General features: G+C 37.0%; 21 protein-coding genes, 2 tRNA genes and 1 rRNA gene. 14 read left to right on the top strand and 10 right to left on the bottom strand.

Annotation, left to right across the window (positions count from 1 at the left end):
• Window positions 1-131 precede the first annotated feature (131 nt).
• The 8 genes from rrf to tsaD all read left to right on the top strand — a co-directional run bounded on the left by rrf (window position 132) and on the right by tsaD (window position 5,324).
• Window positions 132-247: ribosomal RNA gene (gene rrf, locus MT489_RS15965) — 5S ribosomal RNA — on the top strand.
• Window positions 248-1,641: 1,394 nt separating this feature from the next.
• A complete protein-coding gene (locus MT489_RS15960; RefSeq protein WP_244682553.1) occupies window positions 1,642-2,121 on the top strand; it encodes a C40 family peptidase in 480 nt (159 codons plus the stop codon).
• A gap of 286 nt (window positions 2,122-2,407) precedes the next feature.
• Window positions 2,408-2,481 (top strand) — tRNA-Met (locus MT489_RS15955).
• 22 nt (window positions 2,482-2,503) lie between these two features.
• Window positions 2,504-2,579, top strand: a tRNA-Asp gene (locus MT489_RS15950).
• A gap of 119 nt (window positions 2,580-2,698) precedes the next feature.
• Window positions 2,699-3,169 carry a tRNA (adenosine(37)-N6)-threonylcarbamoyltransferase complex ATPase subunit type 1 TsaE gene (gene tsaE, locus MT489_RS15945; RefSeq protein ID WP_244682552.1) on the top strand — a complete coding sequence of 157 codons (471 nt, stop codon included), beginning with the start codon at window positions 2,699-2,701 and terminating at the stop codon, window positions 3,167-3,169.
• Window positions 3,150-3,851 carry a tRNA (adenosine(37)-N6)-threonylcarbamoyltransferase complex dimerization subunit type 1 TsaB gene (gene tsaB / locus MT489_RS15940; RefSeq protein WP_244682551.1) on the top strand — a complete coding sequence of 234 codons (702 nt, stop codon included), beginning with the start codon at window positions 3,150-3,152 and terminating at the stop codon, window positions 3,849-3,851. The genes tsaE and tsaB overlap by 20 nt, the downstream gene beginning before the upstream one ends.
• Window positions 3,844-4,311 (top strand): ribosomal protein S18-alanine N-acetyltransferase, encoded by a 468-nt coding sequence (gene rimI, locus MT489_RS15935; protein WP_244682550.1) that lies wholly within the window; start codon window positions 3,844-3,846, stop codon window positions 4,309-4,311. Before tsaB ends, rimI begins: the two co-directional genes overlap by 8 nt.
• The gene (gene tsaD, locus MT489_RS15930; protein ID WP_244682549.1) at window positions 4,308-5,324 is read left to right on the top strand and encodes a tRNA (adenosine(37)-N6)-threonylcarbamoyltransferase complex transferase subunit TsaD; all 1,017 of its coding nucleotides are present in this window, start codon (window positions 4,308-4,310) and stop codon (window positions 5,322-5,324) included. The genes rimI and tsaD overlap by 4 nt, the downstream gene beginning before the upstream one ends.
• 97 nt (window positions 5,325-5,421) lie before the next feature.
• On the opposite strand, the gene MT489_RS15925 is transcribed toward tsaD, so the two are convergent.
• Window positions 5,422-5,928: a GNAT family N-acetyltransferase gene (locus MT489_RS15925; RefSeq protein WP_244682548.1), complete on the bottom strand. Its 507-nt coding sequence runs from the start codon at window positions 5,926-5,928 to the stop codon at window positions 5,422-5,424.
• Window positions 5,929-6,172: 244 nt separating this feature from the next.
• Window positions 6,173-8,101: an ABC-F family ATP-binding cassette domain-containing protein gene (locus MT489_RS15920; RefSeq protein ID WP_244682547.1), complete on the bottom strand. Its 1,929-nt coding sequence runs from the start codon at window positions 8,099-8,101 to the stop codon at window positions 6,173-6,175.
• A 117-nt stretch (window positions 8,102-8,218) separates the two neighbouring features.
• Here MT489_RS15920 and moaC point away from each other — a divergent pair, with 117 nt between their 5' ends.
• From moaC to tatC, 4 genes are all read left to right on the top strand, one after another.
• Window positions 8,219-8,719: a cyclic pyranopterin monophosphate synthase MoaC gene (gene moaC / locus MT489_RS15915; protein WP_244682546.1), complete on the top strand. Its 501-nt coding sequence runs from the start codon at window positions 8,219-8,221 to the stop codon at window positions 8,717-8,719.
• Window positions 8,720-8,737: 18 nt separating this feature from the next.
• Complete coding sequence (locus MT489_RS15910; RefSeq protein WP_244682545.1) at window positions 8,738-9,400, top strand: redox-sensing transcriptional repressor Rex; 663 nt, start codon at window positions 8,738-8,740, stop codon at window positions 9,398-9,400.
• A 76-nt stretch (window positions 9,401-9,476) separates the two neighbouring features.
• Entirely contained in the window at window positions 9,477-9,665 is a 189-nt protein-coding gene (locus MT489_RS15905) for a twin-arginine translocase TatA/TatE family subunit (RefSeq protein ID WP_213131303.1), read from the top strand.
• 15 nt (window positions 9,666-9,680) lie between these two features.
• Window positions 9,681-10,439 (top strand): twin-arginine translocase subunit TatC, encoded by a 759-nt coding sequence (gene tatC, locus MT489_RS15900; protein ID WP_244682544.1) that lies wholly within the window; start codon window positions 9,681-9,683, stop codon window positions 10,437-10,439.
• A gap of 79 nt (window positions 10,440-10,518) precedes the next feature.
• Here the strand turns inward: tatC and MT489_RS15895 are convergent, their stop codons facing one another.
• From MT489_RS15895 to MT489_RS15885, 3 genes are all read right to left on the bottom strand, one after another.
• On the bottom strand, window positions 10,519-10,923 hold the full coding sequence (locus MT489_RS15895) for a nuclear transport factor 2 family protein (RefSeq protein WP_244682543.1): 405 nt from the start codon (window positions 10,921-10,923) through the stop codon (window positions 10,519-10,521).
• Between the two features lie 151 nt (window positions 10,924-11,074).
• Window positions 11,075-11,275 carry a YdiK family protein gene (locus MT489_RS15890; RefSeq protein WP_244682542.1) on the bottom strand — a complete coding sequence of 67 codons (201 nt, stop codon included), beginning with the start codon at window positions 11,273-11,275 and terminating at the stop codon, window positions 11,075-11,077.
• Window positions 11,272-12,006, bottom strand: coding sequence for a CPBP family intramembrane glutamic endopeptidase (locus MT489_RS15885; protein ID WP_244682541.1), 735 nt, complete (start codon window positions 12,004-12,006; stop codon window positions 11,272-11,274). Before MT489_RS15885 ends, MT489_RS15890 begins: the two co-directional genes overlap by 4 nt.
• A gap of 246 nt (window positions 12,007-12,252) precedes the next feature.
• Between MT489_RS15885 and groES the strand changes: the two genes are divergently transcribed.
• Together groES and groL are read left to right on the top strand one after the other, a co-directional pair.
• A complete protein-coding gene (gene groES / locus MT489_RS15880; protein ID WP_244682540.1) occupies window positions 12,253-12,540 on the top strand; it encodes a co-chaperone GroES in 288 nt (95 codons plus the stop codon).
• Window positions 12,541-12,589: 49 nt separating this feature from the next.
• Window positions 12,590-14,218: a chaperonin GroEL gene (groL, locus tag MT489_RS15875; RefSeq protein ID WP_244682539.1), complete on the top strand. Its 1,629-nt coding sequence runs from the start codon at window positions 12,590-12,592 to the stop codon at window positions 14,216-14,218.
• A 74-nt stretch (window positions 14,219-14,292) separates the two neighbouring features.
• Here groL and MT489_RS15870 read toward each other — a convergent pair whose 3' ends face one another.
• The 5 genes from MT489_RS15870 to MT489_RS22350 all read right to left on the bottom strand — a co-directional run bounded on the left by MT489_RS15870 (window position 14,293) and on the right by MT489_RS22350 (window position 17,413).
• Window positions 14,293-15,498 (bottom strand): site-specific integrase, encoded by a 1,206-nt coding sequence (locus MT489_RS15870; protein ID WP_244682538.1) that lies wholly within the window; start codon window positions 15,496-15,498, stop codon window positions 14,293-14,295.
• Window positions 15,499-15,533: 35 nt separating this feature from the next.
• Window positions 15,534-15,914 carry a hypothetical protein gene (locus MT489_RS15865; protein WP_244682537.1) on the bottom strand — a complete coding sequence of 127 codons (381 nt, stop codon included), beginning with the start codon at window positions 15,912-15,914 and terminating at the stop codon, window positions 15,534-15,536.
• A gap of 22 nt (window positions 15,915-15,936) precedes the next feature.
• A complete protein-coding gene (locus MT489_RS15860; RefSeq protein ID WP_244682536.1) occupies window positions 15,937-16,293 on the bottom strand; it encodes a hypothetical protein in 357 nt (118 codons plus the stop codon).
• Window positions 16,290-16,943: an ImmA/IrrE family metallo-endopeptidase gene (locus tag MT489_RS15855; RefSeq protein WP_244682535.1), complete on the bottom strand. Its 654-nt coding sequence runs from the start codon at window positions 16,941-16,943 to the stop codon at window positions 16,290-16,292. Before MT489_RS15855 ends, MT489_RS15860 begins: the two co-directional genes overlap by 4 nt.
• 98 nt (window positions 16,944-17,041) lie before the next feature.
• Window positions 17,042-17,413 carry a helix-turn-helix domain-containing protein gene (locus MT489_RS22350; protein ID WP_307415928.1) on the bottom strand — a complete coding sequence of 124 codons (372 nt, stop codon included), beginning with the start codon at window positions 17,411-17,413 and terminating at the stop codon, window positions 17,042-17,044.
• Window positions 17,414-17,496: the final 83 nt, after the last annotated feature.

Raw genomic sequence — 17,496 nt, 5'->3', positions numbered from 1 at the left:
CCGGTGTGGAAGTGTGGCGACACATGGAGCTGACGGATACTAATCGATCGAGGACTTAATCAATGTATGATACGGTTTGTTTTCTCTTATTATCTGGTTTTGAAGGAATGAATCCTTCACAAATACATATGTCTGGTGACGATGGCGAAGAGGTCACACCCGTTCCCATCCCGAACACGGAAGTTAAGCTCTTCAGCGCTGATGGTAGTAAGGGGCCTCCCCTTGCAAGAGCAGGACGTTGCCAGGCAACCAAGGACATCCCTTTAGGATGTCTTTTTTGTATCTAAATAAGTACCGAAGGTGCAGAAGAAAAGAAACGGAAACCATGTAGGCGAGGATCAGGAGGACCAAGAAAATCAAGGAATCAAGGGAGAGAGACTCGGAATGGGCTATGCCCATGAGAATCGAACGAACGCGGATGACGAAGAGATTCGCCGGTCATCCTGTTCCGAAGCCCGAACACGGAAGTTAAGCTCTCGCGCCGATGGTAGTAAGGGGCTTCCCCTTGCAAGAGCAGGACGTTGCCAGGCAACCAAGGACATCCCTTTAGTGGATGTTTTTTTTGTATCTAAATAGTACCGAAGGTACAGAAGAAAAGAAACGGAAAGCATGTTGTCGAGGATTAGGAAGACCAAGAAGATCAAGAATATCAAGGGAGAGAGACTCGGAATGGGCTATGCCCATGAGAATCAAACGAACGCGGATGACGAAGAGATTCGCCGGTCATCCTGATTCGTAGCCCGAACACGGAAGTTAAGCTCTCGCGCCGATGGTAGTAAGGGCCTCCCCTTGCAAGAGCAGGACGTTGCCAGGCAACCAAGGACATCCCTTTAGGATGTCTTTTTTGTATCTAAATAAGTACCGAAGGTACAGAAGAAAAGAAACGGAAACCATGTAGGCGAGGATCAGGAGGACCAAGAAAATCAAGGAATCAAGGGAGAGAGACTCGGAATGGGCTATGCCCATGAGAATCGAATGAGCGCAGATGACAAAGAGATTCGCCGGTCATCCTGATCCGCAGCCCGAACACGGAAGTTAAGCTCTCGCGCCGATGGTAGTAAGGGGCTTTCCCCTTGCAAGAGCAGGACGTTGCCAGGCAACCAAAGACATCCAAAATATTGGGTGTCTTTTTTGTTTTCCTGAAAAAATGCGGAAGGCATGGAAGTAAAGAAACGAAATCAATGTAGCAAGGATCGGGAGAACCAAGAAGATCAACGAATCAGCCAATTTTGATGTTGAGAGGTATCAATCGGGTGATTGATACCCTAAGTCTTATGGATTTTATTGCTAAAGGTAGCCAATATGCGTATTGGTGCCCTTAGAGTTGAAGAAATCGATGTTGAAGGTCATCAATCCGCTTATAGGTGCCCTAAGAGTTGAAGAAATTAATGTTGAAGGTCACCGATCTGTGGATTAATGCCTTAAGTAGTGGTGATTTTGATGATGAAAGAAATCAATCTAAGGATTTTAACTATTAATTCTCTCCAAGCCCTAACTGTTACTAAACTCCAAATACGAATAAAAACCCCCTTTAACCTTTATGTAACTATTTTTAACCAATCGGAAACGATTGCCCTCTGAAAATTGTTTATGATGTGTTTAGAAAGAAAAAAACAATAAAAAGTGAAAGAGGGATTTGTAATGGAAATGGGGATGTCAGTAAGAAAAACATCATGGGTCGTAGCAGTGATCACAGCACTAGCACTAATGTTTTCATCATTGTTTGGCTTGAGTGCGGATGCCGCAGCACAGACAAAAGGAGATCAGGTTGCGGCATACGCGCAAACATTGAAAGGGAAGCCGTTTAAATGGGGCGGAACGACAACAAAAGGGTTTGATGCTTCAGGTTTTACTCAATATGTGTATGCAAAAAGTGTAAAAGTTAATTTGCCGCGTACAAGTGCAGATCAATTTAAAAAAGGTAAGGACGTAAAGTTGAAGGATCTAAAGCCAGGAGACTTAGTATTCTACAAAACAAACGGGAAGTCAGTATCATTTGTCGGAATTTATGTAGGGAAGCAACAGTTCATAGGTGCAACATCAAATGGTGTTAAAATTCAATCCATGAACCTTACTTACTGGAAGACTAAGTACGTTGGAGCAAAGAGAATTGTAAACTAATTTTATTTTACAGGAGAGTCTATCATGAAACGGGCAAAGATAAAGGAATTTATTCACTTTTTGATCTACTTAGTTGTAGCTGTGTTCCTTTTCGGGACCATCACTCTCCTAGTTGTCTTTATGTTTATCCATTCATAGTCTTCGTAGTGAAAAACTACGGAGATTTTTTCTTTTTTATGGAGGTAAGAATCAATTTTAAAAAAACCTTGATTTTTCAAAGTGAACCTAGTATAATAAATTTGTTGCACTTTGAGAGAAGGAGCAATGAAGTTTAATTTTTTATTGTCGCGGGGTGGAGCAGTCTGGTAGCTCGTCGGGCTCATAACCCGAAGGTCGCAGGTTCAAATCCTGCCCCCGCAATATTATTTTTAGCGTGGATATTGGTCCCGTGGTGTAGCGGTTAACATGCCTGCCTGTCACGCAGGAGATCGCGGGTTCGATTCCCGTCGGGACCGCCATATGTAAATTTAAAGTAAAAACGAAACTTAGTTTCGTTTTTTTTCATATTGCAAAAGAAAAGTATAGAATTTTATTAGAAGGTTTTTATATTAACATGTACTTAAAAGGGAGAGTTCGAATGGGAAGCTTTGAATTGAAATCGAATAGCCCCGAAGATACTTACTCAATTGCAAAGAACTTGGGAAAATTACTCAAAAAAAATGATGTTATTTTGTTAGAAGGGGACCTGGGAGCGGGAAAGACAACATTTACAAAAGGCCTTGCCGCAGGTTTAGATATTCAAAAAAACGTAAATAGCCCTACTTATACCATTATAAAAGAATACAATGGAAGACTCCCGCTCTATCATATGGATGTGTATCGAGTCGAAGATACTTTCGAAGATTTGGGAATTGATGAATATTTTTATAACGGTGGTGTAACGGTGATTGAATGGGCTCATATTATAGAAGAACAGCTACCACCCGAGCATCTCTCCATTTATCTTTACCGAGATGGCGATGATAAGAGAATGGTGAAATTTGAACCAGCTGGGGCAAGATATGAAGCCTTATGTAAGGAGTTATTCGATGAAAATCTTAGCGATTGATACTTCCAATGATTGTTTAGGAATTGCACTTTTAAGCGAAGAGAAAGTCATTGGGGAATACATTACGAATGTGAAAAAAAATCACAGTGTACGTGTTATGCCGGCAATTGAGCAGTTGCTTTTGGACTGTGGTACAGAAACGACGGAATTGAGTAAAATAGTAGTAGCACAAGGACCTGGTTCTTACACGGGTGTACGAATAGGTGTGACGATTGCTAAAACAATGGCCTGGAGCTTAGGGATTCCATTGGTTGGTGTATCAAGTCTTGCAGTATTGGCAGCAGTTCCTAGATATTTTTCAGGATATTTATGTCCTTTATTTGATGCTAGAAGAGGATTAATTTACACAGGATTATACAAGTATGATGATGGTGTTTTAATCAATGTTTTGTCAGATAGAAATATTTTAGCTAGTGAATGGGCAAATACTTTGAATTCTTATGGTGAACCTATATTATTCATTGGTAATGATATCCCGATCCATAAAAAGACATTTCAACCTATATTGGAAGAAAAAGCTTTGTTTGCCCAAATACCTGAACATAATCCTAGACCTAGTGAACTTGGAATGTTAGGTATAAATCTTCCAGCTGCAGATGTACACTCTTTTACGCCGAATTATTTACGCTTAGTTGAAGCGGAAGCAAAATGGCTGGAAAAACAGGAGAAAGCAAATGATTGATTATGAGCATGATATACGTGGAGTTTCGTTTCGAATTGCTACGGAAAATGATATAGATAGTTTATTTAATATTGAGCAAAAATCTTTTTCCGTTCCATGGCCAAAAGAAGCATTTTATCAAGATATCATTAGTAATCGATTCGCACTTTATTTGATGATGGAATATGACGGGCAAGTTGCAGGATATTGTGGTGTATGGCTTGTAATGGATGAAGCTCATATTACGAATATTGCCGTTTTGCCAGAATTTCGTGGACATAAGCTTGGAGAGGCCTTATTAAGAAAAATGATGTCTTTAGCAAAAGAAGCTGGTTCAAAAACAATGACCTTAGAAGTACGTGTTAGCAATATTCCAGCAAGGTCCTTATATAAAAAAATAGGTTTTAATGAAGGCGGCATAAGAAAACATTATTATACTGACAATAACGAAGATGCCATTGTCATGTGGGTGAAGATATGAATAAAGATTTAATCGTATTAGGAATTGAAACAAGCTGCGATGAGACAGCAGCATCGATAGTAAAAAATGGGACTGAGATTATTTCAAACGTTGTCGCTTCGCAAATTGAAAGTCATAAAAGATTCGGTGGAGTCGTTCCTGAACTTGCTTCTAGGCACCATGTTGAACAAATGACGATTGTAATAGAGGAAGCATTGGAACAAGCAAACCTTTTGATCAAAGATCTTGACGCCATTGCTGTTACAGAAGGTCCCGGTTTAGTAGGAGCATTGCTTGTAGGTGTGAATGCAGCGAAGGCACTTGCTTTTGCACATCGAATACCACTTGTTCCTGTTCATCATATTGCTGGACATATTTATGCGAATCGCCTAATTACTGAATTAAAATTTCCATTAATATCACTCGTTGTTTCTGGTGGTCATACAGAGCTGGTTTATATGGAAAAGCACGGTTCTTTCAAAGTAATCGGGGAAACGCTTGATGACGCTGCTGGTGAAGCTTATGACAAAGTAGCTCGCACATTGCAACTTCCTTACCCTGGCGGCCCTCATATAGATAGGCTTGCGCACGAAGGAAAGCCAACTATTGATCTGCCTAGGGCATGGCTTGATGAAGGCTCATATAATTTTAGTTTCAGTGGACTTAAATCAGCAGTTATTAATACCCTTCACAATGCTGAACAAAGAGGCGAGACCGTTAGCCCTGAGGATTTAGCGGCAAGTTTTCAAGCTAGTGTTGTGGAAGTCTTAACGGAAAAAACGGTTCGTGCAGCAAAAGAATATAATGTGCAACAAGTTCTTTTAGCTGGTGGGGTCGCAGCAAATAAAGGACTTCGAAATTCTTTAACGAATGCATTTGAAAAAGAACCTGAGATCGAGCTCATCATTCCACCACTTTTTTTATGCACAGATAATGCTGCCATGATTGCAGTAGCTGGTAGCATATTCTTTGAAATGGGAAAAAGAGGCACGATGGAAATGAATGCACATCCCGGTTTGGATATTGAAAAATAGTTTTTAAACCTGTTAGATAAAAGTCTAATGGGTTTATTTTTTTTAGAACTAACAAAATAGTGTTTTCCCTGAATAAATTTTGAAAATATTCCAACTGCTAGGGCGACACAGAATAAACGTATACCTCTTTGCCCCATTTATTTATTGTTTTGATTGCTTTCATACCAATTCGTTCTGCAACCTTGGTAGATGGTATATTATTCACATCTGGTAAAGAGACGATTCTTCTTAACTTCAATTGTTCGAACCCATATTTCTTACATGCCATCGCAGCTTCAGTAGCATATCCATTTCCCCATACACGTCTTACAAATAAATAGCCTATTTCCATTTCTATTGCTCCATCTACTTCTTGAAGGACAATCCCGCATTGTCCTAGAAAATCTCCTGTTGATTTATCTTCTACTATCCAGAGACCTACACCATAATTTGTATAATTATTTAAGGTCCAGTCTATCCATTCCATAGTTTGTTTTTCATTTTTTGTTGAAGGATAGTACCTCATTGCCTCAGGGTCTGAGAATATCTCCATTAGATTCCCAACATCATCCTTTGACATTTTTCGTAGTATTAATCTTTCCGTTGTGATGACTGCTTTATTCAAAATTATCCCTCCTTCGACAATAATCCGTTCTATACATAAATTTTCCCATAACCTATTTCAAAAAAGCTGTGGATAAAATGTGGATATTTGTTAAAGAAAACTATGAATATCAAGGATTCAACTTTATTTGTGGATAAAAAATGTTATTCCTGTGGATAATGTGGAAAAGTATCAGGATAACTATTATATCGGTTCTTAAATTGTTAATAAAGTTGTGGAAAAAGAATAGCACCTAAAACAGGTGCTATTCCTGAAGAAGCTCAGACAATTCTTCCCATTCCTCTAAAAGCTGATCCATTTCTACCTTAATTCCTTCAATTTGTTCATTTAGTTCCATTACTTTTTCGTGATCTTCAAATATATCAGGACGGCAGAGAAGCTCTTCTAATTCGCACATGTTTTCTTCTAACAATCCAAGGCGTTCCTCTATTTCTTCGACTCTACGTTTTCTCTGTCTTTCTAGTTTTTTTGTTTCCTTATCTTGTTGGAAGGATGTTTTTGTTGTCCGGCTTTCCATCCGTGCTTTTGGCTGTAATTTTTCTTCGTCGAGTCTAGCCATTTCTAGCATTTCCGCTTTTTTATTTACATAGTAATCATAATCTCCAAGATATTCTATTGTACCCTCTGGAGAAAGCTCCACAACTTTGGAAGCGATTCTGTTAATAAAATAGCGATCGTGTGATACAAAAAGAATGGTACCTGGATAATCCACAAGTGCATTTTCAAGAACTTCTTTACTGTCTAAATCCAAATGGTTCGTCGGTTCGTCAAGGATTAGAAAGTTTGCTTGTTCTAGCATCAAGATTGCAAGAGCAAGTCGAGCTTTTTCACCGCCGCTTAAAGTGGAGACGGTTTTTTGCACATCATCCCCACTGAATAAGAAATTCCCAAGCATCGTACGAATTTCTTTTTCTTCTTTCAGTGGATAATGATCCCAAAGCTCTTGTAAGACAGTTTTATTCGACGATAACTCTGCTTGTTCTTGGTCGTAATAGCCAATTGTTACATTTGTACCGTAATTGACTTCACCAGAGAGCAATCCTATTTTTTTAATAATTGTTTTTAATAAAGTCGATTTTCCGACTCCATTAGGACCGACTAATGCGATGCTATCTCCGCGGAAGATTGAAAAACGAATATTTTTCGATAAAGGTGTATGATTGTAACCTATTGCGGCGTCTTTCACTTTCAATACATCGTTTCCGCTTTGCTTCTCAATGCCAAAAGAAATGGATGCAGACTTATCTCCGCTTGTAGGTCTATCCATCAACTGCATTTTGTCAAGCTGCTTACGCCTGCTTTGTGCTCTTTTTGTCGTAGAGGCACGTGCTAGATTACGTTGTATAAAGTCTTGCAATTTTGCTACTTCATCCTGTTGTTTTTCATATAATTTCATTTCGCGTTCATAAATTTCGGCTTTTTGTACTAAGTATTTGCTGTAGTTTCCATAAAATTTCTTTAATTCATGCATGGAAAGCTCATAAACTTGTGTTACGATTTTATCTAGAAAATAACGGTCATGTGAAACAATCAAAATCGCTCCAGGATAGCCTACTAAATATTGTTCTAGCCAGGAAAGTGTTTCAATATCTAAATGATTCGTAGGCTCATCCAGAATCAGAATATCTGGCTTAGTTAATAAAAGCTTAGCAAGAGCAAGACGTGTCTTTTGGCCACCGCTTAATGTTGCTATAAGGGTAGAATAGTCTTGTTCATAAAATCGTAATCCATGAAGGACTGAGCGAATATCAGATTCATACTGATAACCTCCAGCTTCTTCGAATTTTATTTGGAGCTGATCGTATTCTTTTAAAAGTTTTTCCATTTGCTCATTATTCGTGCTATTTGCAAGCTCTAGCTCAATATTGCGAAGATTTTCTTCCATTTTTTTTATATAATCAAAGACAGAAAGCATTTCATTCCAAATAGATAATGATGATTCAAGACCAGTATTTTGTGCTAAATAACCGATCGACACATCTTTCGGTTTTACAATTTGACCAGAATCATAGGATAAGTGTCCTGCAATCATCTTCAATAATGTTGATTTTCCTGCGCCGTTACGTCCGACAAGGGCAATTCTATCTTTCGTCTGTATTTCCAATTTAATATTAGATAATATTAATTCAGCGCCGAAATATTTTGTCAGTTGCTGTACTTGTAGCAGCATCATTATTTTTCACCTCTTGTTTCATAGTCAGTTTACCGTATAAGCAATACTCTCGGCAATATCTCTAGGAAAAAAGACAGCTTGGATGAAATAGTGTATGATAATAGAGAGGTGTTGGCAGTGAATAATTTAACTCATTTTAATGAGCAGGGACGCGCAAAGATGGTTGATGTTAGTGCGAAACCCGAAACGGTGCGAACTGCAATCGCCCAATCAAGTATCGAAGTGAATGAGATTATTTATGAACATATTACGGAAAACAAAATAAAGAAGGGTGATGTTCTTGCCGTAGCGCAAGTTGCAGGAATTATGGCTGCGAAAAAAACATGGGAAATTATACCCATGTGTCATCCAATCCCTTTAAAAGGAATCGATATCTCTTTTGGATGGAGAAAAAAGACAGATGGAAATTGGCAACTAGACATACAAGCTTCAGTGAAAACAATAGGAAATACTGGAGTTGAGATGGAAGCTTTGACTGCAGTATCTGTAGCAGCATTAACGGTTTATGATATGTGTAAAGCAGTAGACAAAAGTATGATCGTAGGACCGACTTATCTTATTGAAAAAACAGGTGGAACAACCGGAAAAGACTATAAGCGACAATCTAACGATGAGTGAAGGTTTGGAGGTTTTATTATGAACGAAGAAACAACAAAAATACCGCATGCAACGGCAAAAAGGTTGCCTCTTTATTATCGTTTTATAAAAAATTTACATGCATCAGGAAAACAGCGAGTATCTTCTGCACAGCTAAGTGAAGCGGTAAAAGTTGATTCTGCAACAATACGACGTGATTTCTCATATTTTGGTGCGTTAGGAAAAAAAGGATATGGGTATAATGTAAATTATCTATTATCATTTTTTAGTAAAACTTTAGATCAAGATGAACTGACGAAAGTGGCACTAATAGGTGTTGGTAATCTTGGAACGGCATTTTTAAACTATAATTTCTTAAAAAATAATAATACAAAAATAGCGATGGCTTTCGAAGTTAGTCCTGAAAAGATCGGAACAAAGATTAGCGATGTGCCAATTTATGACATGGCTGAACTTGAAGAAAGATTGAATGAAGAAGGAATAACAGCTGTCATTTTAACCGTACCAGCAGCTGCTGCACAGCAAATCACCGATCGACTTGAAAATACAGACGTGAAGGGGATATTGAATTTTACCCCTGCAAGACTTGCAGTCCCACCGTCAGTAAGAGTGCACCATATTGACCTTGCGGTAGAACTTCAGTCACTCATTTATTTCTTAAAAAATTATCCGAATGAAGACACGGAAAGTTCACAAGAATAACTGTTTGGGAATAGCCAAATGGAATATCTTCATTTACAATAAATGAATAAGGAGGTGGGCGCAAATGGTATTAGGTATGATTGGACCAACTAGTGCAGTATTAATCGGTCTTGTTGCTATATTAATATTTGGCCCCAAAAAATTGCCTGAATTAGGGAAGGCGGCTGGAAAAACACTTCGCGAATTTAAAAATGCTACAGCAGGTTTGGCGGATGATGATGAGAAAGATAAAGAGAAGGATCAGAAAAAAGACGCCGACCAATGATAGGATGAACGTGCAATGAATCAAAATCATATGACGATTTTAGAACATATAGACGAATTAAGAAAACGGCTGATGATCATAGTCGTTTTCTTCGTATTTGCCCTAATTCTTAGTTTTTTCCTAGTAGAACCATTGATTTCTCTTCTTCAAAATGCAGCAGAGGCAAAAGAACTAACGATGAATGCGTTCCGTGTGACGGATCCGTTTAAAGTATATATGAACATGGTATTTGTGTTAGCGTTAATTGTTACGTCTCCGATGATCTTATACCAAATTTGGTCATTCGTAAGTCCGGGCTTACTTGAAAGAGAACGTAGAGTGACACTAGGATATATTCCAGCTTCTGTATTTCTATTTTTAGCAGGATTAGCATTTTCTTATTTTATTCTATTTCCTTTTGTCATGAAGTTCATGCTTGGCTTATCGAATGATATGGGAATTACATCGACAATCGGTATCAACGAATATTTTCAATTTTTATTTCAAATAACACTACCATTCGGATTATTATTTCAACTACCAGTTATCCTGTTATTCTTAACGAGACTCGGAATTGTTACACCGATGTTATTAAAAAAGATACGAAAATACGCGTATTTCGTGCTATTTGTTATCGCAGCGCTTATCACACCACCTGACATTGTGTCTCATTTGATGGTAACCGTACCACTTTTACTGCTCTATGAAATTAGTGTGTGGATAGCAACGATTGGATACAAAAAAGCTCAAGCCGCTGAAGCTGAAAGAAGAAAAGAAGAGAATCAGATGGTATAAAGAAAAGCGTAAGTGCCTTGCTCATCAACTGTTTCGATGGGAAGACTCTTGCGCTTTTTTATGAAAAAAATTAGAGAAATTAGTGAATCGGTTCTTCGATTTCTCTAACAATCATCCATTTATCATTAATAAGTTTCCAATTCTCGATTGTAAAAAGTCTTGCCAATACGCTCTCGTTTTTTACAATCAACTGCTCATAAAAAACCACCGCATTTTCGTTATTTTTAAGTCGAATAATCCTATTTTCAAACTTTTTACATGCGCCTAAAAAGTGTTGAACAGATTGATTCATTCCGGATACGGCCTCTTGTTTACTATAGATAATTGGCATATCATTTGCACCTTTAAAAAACGCAACATAATAATCATCAGCCATTCTATTTACCGATGATGTATCACCTGATTTCATAGCTTCGTTCCAATCGGCGATAAATTTATTGTGTATATCAGTGAATTCGTTTAAAAGATTTTTTAGAACAACCATTTTTTCTACCTCACTTAAAATGTATGTTTATTATAAAATTCTATATATCTCCCATTATTCCTTTTTTTTTAATACAATATAAATAAGAGGCCAAATCATATAGGAGTTGGCCTCTTAGCAGTAGGATAGTTATATTTGATGGTATCTATTTCTACTTCTTATTTCTTTGCTTTTTTATTCTAAAATGCAATGCAATCAATCGAAATCCTGCACCAAAGTCAAACGTTGCTAAAATAAGTAGTAAATATACGAAAAAATTCCAATCACTCATCGTTACTTGTTGGATTGCGAAAAAAGTAAAGATGCATCCAAGTACTAAATATACGATCCCAGAAAAAAACGGAGATCTCATCCAAAAAACCCTCCAATCCAACCGTGAACCCATTCATAAAATCCAGCTTGCTGATTCATATACTTAAATTGCACGACTGTGACCATCGTATTCATCATCATATGCGAAATAATTGGGACGATAATTCTTTTTGTTTTTACATATAAAAAGGCAAATGTGAATCCCATGGCAGCGTATAAAATAATATGCATTGGATCAAAATGGGCAAGTGAGAATATTAAAGAACTTAATAATGCTGCTACCCAGAAAGGATAGCGATTATATAAAAGACCAAAAATGACTTTTCTAAAGACGATTTCCTCTAAAATCGGCCCGAAAATCGAACTGGATAGCACGACTAATGGAACTAATTTAATTAAGTTCATTATGTTTTCAGTATTCTCGGAACCTGGCTTAATGCCAATGGCTGTTTCGATCATGACTCCAATCATTTGAGCAACGAAAGCAATAAAAATCCCTCCGATTGCCCATAAGACAGAGCTTGCTACCGGCAGGGGCTCTAATTTTTCCACTCTCGTTTGTGGTTCGGCTTTTCTTAATATCAGAAGAATAATGATTAATCCTACCAAAAAGCTAAATACAACCCATATGCCTGTTGCTAGTATATCCATTTTTGCGGGCTCAATATGAAATAATAAAACCCCTGCGAAACCGACCAAAGGCATACCAATAAATACAGAAAGCTGCATCGCGATATAAGTTATCAATATATATAGATATTTTTTATTCATCAACAGAAATCCCTTCAATCAAAATAAAAAGCGACAACCTTCATTTTACTAATAAACTTCCAACCCTTCAAATAGGAAACCTTTTAAAAATTTTGTAGATGTTTGGAGAAAAAGATTTTTAAATAAAAAGAGCTTGAGGCTTGCAAATCAAAATTGAATTTATTATTATAATAACTGTGTTAGCACTCAATGAGTAAGAGTGCTAATAAATAAAAAATACATATTCATTTAAGGAGGTTGTTTCACTTGTTAAAACCATTGGGTGATCGCGTCATTATTGAGCTAGTAGAATCGGAAGAAAAAACAGCTAGTGGTATTGTACTTCCGGATACAGCAAAGGAAAAACCGCAGGAAGGTAAAGTAGTTGCTGTAGGGACGGGCCGTGTTCTTGACAACGGTGAGCGTGTTGCTCTTGAGGTATCTGAAGGAGATACAATTATCTTCTCAAAATACGCTGGAACAGAAGTGAAATACCAAGGTACTGAATATTTGATTCTACGTGAATCAGACATTTTAGCAGTTGTCGGAAAGTAAGTCTGATTCTATTTTAACATTATAAAACGTATGAGGAGGTCATTTTTCAATGGCAAAAGAAATTAAATTCTCAGAAGATGCTCGTCGCGCGTTATTACGCGGTGTAGACCAATTAGCAGATGCTGTTAAAGTTACATTGGGACCAAAAGGACGTAACGTTGTTCTTGAGAAAAAATTCGGTTCTCCACTAATTACAAATGACGGCGTAACTATTGCAAAAGAAATTGAGTTTGAAGATGCATTTGAAAATATGGGTGCGAAGCTTGTTTCTGAAGTTGCAAGTAAAACAAATGACGTAGCGGGTGATGGTACAACAACTGCAACGGTTCTTGCACAAGCGATGATTCGTGAAGGCTTGAAAAACGTTACAGCTGGAGCTAATCCTGTTGGCGTTAAAAAAGGTATTGAAAAAGCAGTTGTAACTGCAGTAGAAGAGCTTAAATCAATTTCTAAGCAAATTGAAGATAAAGAATCTATCGCACAAGTTGCTGCTATTTCTTCAGGTGACGATGAAGTAGGACAACTTATCGCAGAAGCAATGGAGCGCGTTGGAAACGACGGCGTTATCACAATCGAAGAATCAAAAGGCTTCACTACTGAACTTGATGTAGTAGAAGGTATGCAATTCGACCGTGGATATGCTTCTCCATACATGGTAACAGATTCTGATAAAATGGAAGCTGTACTTGATAACCCATACATCTTGATCACTGACAAGAAAATTTCTAATATCCAAGAAATTCTTCCTGTTCTTGAGCAAGTTGTTCAACAAGGCAAGCCATTATTGATGATTGCTGAAGATGTAGAAGGCGAAGCTCTAGCAACACTTGTTGTGAACAAACTTCGTGGAACATTCAATGCAGTTGCTGTTAAAGCTCCTGGCTTTGGTGACCGTCGTAAAGCAATGCTTGAAGATATTGCTATCCTTACAGGCGGTGAAGTTATCACTGAAGAACTAGGATTAGATCTTAAATCTGCAACAATCGATTCTCTTGGACGTGCAGCGAAAGTTGTTGTTACTAAAGAAAACACAACAATCGTTGAAGGTGCTGGAGACTCTGCAAATATCGGTGCACGTGTTAACCAAATCCGTGTACAGATGGAAGAAACTACTTCCGAGTTCGATAAAGAAAAATTACAAGAGCGCTTAGCAAAACTTGCTGGCGGTGTAGCTGTCATTAAAGTAGGTGCAGCAACTGAAACAGAATTGAAAGAGCGCAAACTTCGTATTGAAGACGCATTGAACGCGACTCGTGCGGCTGTTGAAGAAGGAATCGTTTCTGGTGGTGGAACAGCACTTGTTAATGTTTACAACAAAGTAGCTGCTCTTGAAGCAGAAGGCGACGTTGCAACAGGAATTCGCATCGTACTTCGTTCACTAGAAGAGCCTGTACGCCAAATCGCACACAACGCTGGTCTTGAAGGATCTGTTGTTGTTGAGCGTCTGAAAAAAGAAGAAATCGGCGTAGGATTCAACGCTGCTACAAACGAGTGGGTTAACATGATCGAAGCTGGTATCGTAGACCCAACTAAAGTAACTCGTTCAGCTCTACAAAACGCTGCATCTGTAGCATCTATGCTATTAACAACTGAAGCAGTAGTTGCTGACAAGCCAGAACCTGCTGGCCCTGCAATGCCTGATATGGGCGGCATGGGTGGAATGGGCGGCATGATGTAAGGTTCGCCTGAAAACGTTATAGTGTCAATGTTAAATGGTCATGGGTTTATCCCGTGACCATTTTTTGACCATATTTACTCAAAATCCAAGACACTTTTCATAAGATTTCCGAACTTTTCAGAGTCTCTTTTTCTTACAGCTTCAGTTGTATGGAGGTATACTTTTTTAGTAATATCATCATCGGAATGACCTAAACGTTCCATTATTCTTTCCAAACTAACACCTGCCTCAGCTAACAAAGATGTATGAGTATGCCTTAATGAGTGGGGTGTTAATGACTCGTTTAATTTGGCTAGCTTTAAAACTCTTCTCATTCTTTGCTGAATGATTTTAACGTAAAGAGGATATCCGGGATTCGTGCCATTATTTACAAAAATAAAACCTTCATCTAAATAATCTTTTCCTGCGATGCGCTTAATTTCTTCGTTCCTTTCTATAACTGATTTCAAGCACCTAACAACTAGATTATCTATGTCGATAATTCTTCGTGATGATTTAGTTTTTGGTGTAACTAGTTTAAATGATTTTATGTTGTTTGTGGGATTATAATACGTTTTGGTAATAGATAGAGAATAACCTCCATCATTATTTTTTATTAAGTCTGTTTTCTTTAGAGGGCAAAGTTCACCAATCCTTATTCCTGTATAAGCAAGTGTGACGAAAATTTCAAAATCTAAGTCCAAACCATTTTCTTTGGCGGTTTTTAAAAACAAAGCTAAATCTTCTTTTTCCATATACTTTGGCAACTCATAAAAGCTTTCTAATTCCTCAACCGTTTGGGCTTTCCTCGGTATGTATGCAAACTCCGTCGGATCTTTTTTAATAATTTCTTTTTCTAATGCCTTTCGGAATATCATTCTTCCGGTTCTATGAATACCGTCTAATGTATTTCTTGCGAACTTTTGATTAAGTTTACCTAAAGCATTTTGATATTGTTGTTGAGTAATATCGGCCATTTTGATGTTTTTGAAATATGGTAATAGATTATTTATTTCGTGTCTCCTAATTCTGATAGTACCAGGCTTAACTCCTCTTTCCTCCTGATATAGACTTATCCACAATTCACTAAATTCTTTGAATGTAATGGGGATATCTTTCAGACTATTACCTGCTTCGATTTCATTTTCCATATGTCTAGCTGCTGTTCTAGCCTCACCAAGTGATTTAAAACCTCTTCGTGTTGTATGTTTTCTCTTGCCAGTGGCCGGATCAATGCCTGTGTATATTTTAAACATATATCTTTCGCCGTTTTTTGTTTTATAACTTTGAAAACTAGCCACTAATATCACTCCTTTATTGTTATTACTCACTTAAATTACGTTATAATAGCAAACTCTGTTTTTCTTTCACTTGGTAGAAAATGTAGTAAATCAATTAATTCGTAAGTGGGTACAATCAGTTGATTGACGATACAAGGATCTGTATTATCCATCTGCATCCTCTTTTTAACGCGTTTTAAATTAATTCCAATCTTATTGGGAGATAGATTATTAAAAATAAAGTCCGAGAAGTAAATAGGGTAGCTGATTAAAGAATCATCGAACTCATCCCTTTCCACAAATTCAAACGGCCAGATGGCTTCGTAAAAATAAAGAGCTTTATTCCAATCAATTTCACGATAATCGAAAGTCAGAACATACCAATAAGGGATTAATTGATTTCCTACAAATTCGTGATAAAGTCTTTGTTGTGGCATTACAGTTTAACTCCTCTCTTTTTTATTCAAGATAGAATCTTCTCACATCCATTTGCAACAATTCTTCAACATCATCTATTAACATGACAAAGTAGTCGATTTCATATATTAATTCAGGATAAATTTCCTGTTTTAACAAGGATTGTTCAACGAGTTTTATATCAATTAAAAACGTTGTTTCTTTAAAATGGTCGCGCAACATTTCACCTTGAGTGATTGTTAGCGCCTTGAAGTCATCATGAAAATCATCTGAGTACATTTGCTCGAAGGAGGCTTCGACATCGACTTGTACACGATGAGTTTGAGTTTCAGCTGAAAATGGAATAATCATTAGTTTAGGATTTAGCATACCGTCAATTTCTTCGTAAAATATTTTCATCTTAATTGCTTCTTTCTTATATGTTTTATAAATTTGATTGCTCCTGCAATTTTGGCATCTTTATTTGTCGAGAGGTCAAAAAATTCGTAGAATTCATCGGGAAGTATTTCATGATCCAGATTAAATTCCATGTCTATAACTTCTTCTGTTGAGTATGCATTTTGATAATCAGCAACTTGCGAATATTGCCATTCTTCTTGGTAAAGGTGGTATTGCTTTTTATTTTGATACATATTAAAACGAGTACGAGCAAACTCAATTGTTACATTAAAACTTTGAGCAATTTGTTGTATTGCTTGTTCGGAATATCTAGGAAATTCAAAATCTACTAGCATGAAAGTAGGTACACAAAAATGGTAAGCAAAATAATCAGATTGCCATTCTTGAAGGTTTCTAAATAAAGAGTGCATATTTAATTGATTACCTACATGTCGTAAAAAGTGACAAATTTCATGTCCGAATTCGACCCATTCCTCGCTTTTAGTACCATTTGTTAATAAAATTTCATTTTCTAATCTGAATGCTCGCTTCTTATATATAATTTTTACTCCTAGTTTCTTAGCTATGAATTTCATATTCAAATCGCTAGGATTCTCCACTCCGATGGATGTATATAGTTCATATATGTACTCTTCGAGGTGTGAATACAAAGAATGACCCCCTTACTAATCGAATGTATGTTCTATTTTTGGTTATTTTATAAGGCGCACATATTTATGTACACCTAATTAATAAGCTTGAATATTATTTAATCGTCCTTTTTCTGACTCATCTTAAATTTTATATACTCATATACTTCTTTCATATCTTCAGCTGTTAGCGTCTCCATATCTTTAAACATGAGGTCTATGTCTGGAAACTCCGAAACAATCTTATTTTTATAATAAAGCAAACTTTCTACTTCTTCGTCTTTACGGATTGGATCAGGATTAATAGTTCTACCAAGAAGGTAGTCTGTAGTTACATTGTAAAAATCAGCAAGTTTATTTAATATCTCGGTATCTGGCTCTACTCTATTATTTTCATAATGAGAATATCTGGCTCTAGATAATCCGAGTAGATTAGCTACCTCTTCTTGAGTTCTTTTCCCTCTAAGACTTTTTAATCGTTCTCCTAGTATTTTCTTATCTTCCATTAGAAGAAGCACCTCATTTCACCTCCATTATAACTATTTAGCGATAATTTTTGTATCATTGATAAAAT

The sequence above is a fragment of the Lederbergia wuyishanensis genome (assembly GCF_022900255.1).
Classification (GTDB): domain Bacteria; phylum Bacillota; class Bacilli; order Bacillales; family Bacillaceae_C; genus Lederbergia; species Lederbergia wuyishanensis.
This window is presented reverse-complemented; position numbering and strand designations above follow the sequence as displayed.

What these genes read in the sequence shown, in the direction of transcription:
- MT489_RS15885 (WP_244682541.1), bottom strand. Translation starts at nt 12,006, where the DNA reads ATGAATAAAAAATATCTATATATATTGATAACTTATATCGCGATGCAG.
- MT489_RS15890 (WP_244682542.1), bottom strand. Translation starts at nt 11,275, where the DNA reads ATGAGATCTCCGTTTTTTTCTGGGATCGTATATTTAGTACTTGGATGC.
- MT489_RS15910 (WP_244682545.1), top strand. Translation starts at nt 8,738, where the DNA reads ATGAACGAAGAAACAACAAAAATACCGCATGCAACGGCAAAAAGGTTG.
- tatC (WP_244682544.1), top strand. Translation starts at nt 9,681, where the DNA reads ATGAATCAAAATCATATGACGATTTTAGAACATATAGACGAATTAAGA.
- MT489_RS15860 (WP_244682536.1), bottom strand. Translation starts at nt 16,293, where the DNA reads ATGAAAATATTTTACGAAGAAATTGACGGTATGCTAAATCCTAAACTA.
- tsaE (WP_244682552.1), top strand. Translation starts at nt 2,699, where the DNA reads ATGGGAAGCTTTGAATTGAAATCGAATAGCCCCGAAGATACTTACTCA.
- MT489_RS15865 (WP_244682537.1), bottom strand. Translation starts at nt 15,914, where the DNA reads ATGCCACAACAAAGACTTTATCACGAATTTGTAGGAAATCAATTAATC.
- groL (WP_244682539.1), top strand. Translation starts at nt 12,590, where the DNA reads ATGGCAAAAGAAATTAAATTCTCAGAAGATGCTCGTCGCGCGTTATTA.
- MT489_RS15895 (WP_244682543.1), bottom strand. Translation starts at nt 10,923, where the DNA reads ATGGTTGTTCTAAAAAATCTTTTAAACGAATTCACTGATATACACAAT.
- rimI (WP_244682550.1), top strand. Translation starts at nt 3,844, where the DNA reads ATGATTGATTATGAGCATGATATACGTGGAGTTTCGTTTCGAATTGCT.
- tsaD (WP_244682549.1), top strand. Translation starts at nt 4,308, where the DNA reads ATGAATAAAGATTTAATCGTATTAGGAATTGAAACAAGCTGCGATGAG.
- tsaB (WP_244682551.1), top strand. Translation starts at nt 3,150, where the DNA reads ATGAAAATCTTAGCGATTGATACTTCCAATGATTGTTTAGGAATTGCA.
- MT489_RS15905 (WP_213131303.1), top strand. Translation starts at nt 9,477, where the DNA reads ATGATTGGACCAACTAGTGCAGTATTAATCGGTCTTGTTGCTATATTA.
- MT489_RS15960 (WP_244682553.1), top strand. Translation starts at nt 1,642, where the DNA reads ATGGAAATGGGGATGTCAGTAAGAAAAACATCATGGGTCGTAGCAGTG.
- MT489_RS15920 (WP_244682547.1), bottom strand. Translation starts at nt 8,101, where the DNA reads ATGATGCTGCTACAAGTACAGCAACTGACAAAATATTTCGGCGCTGAA.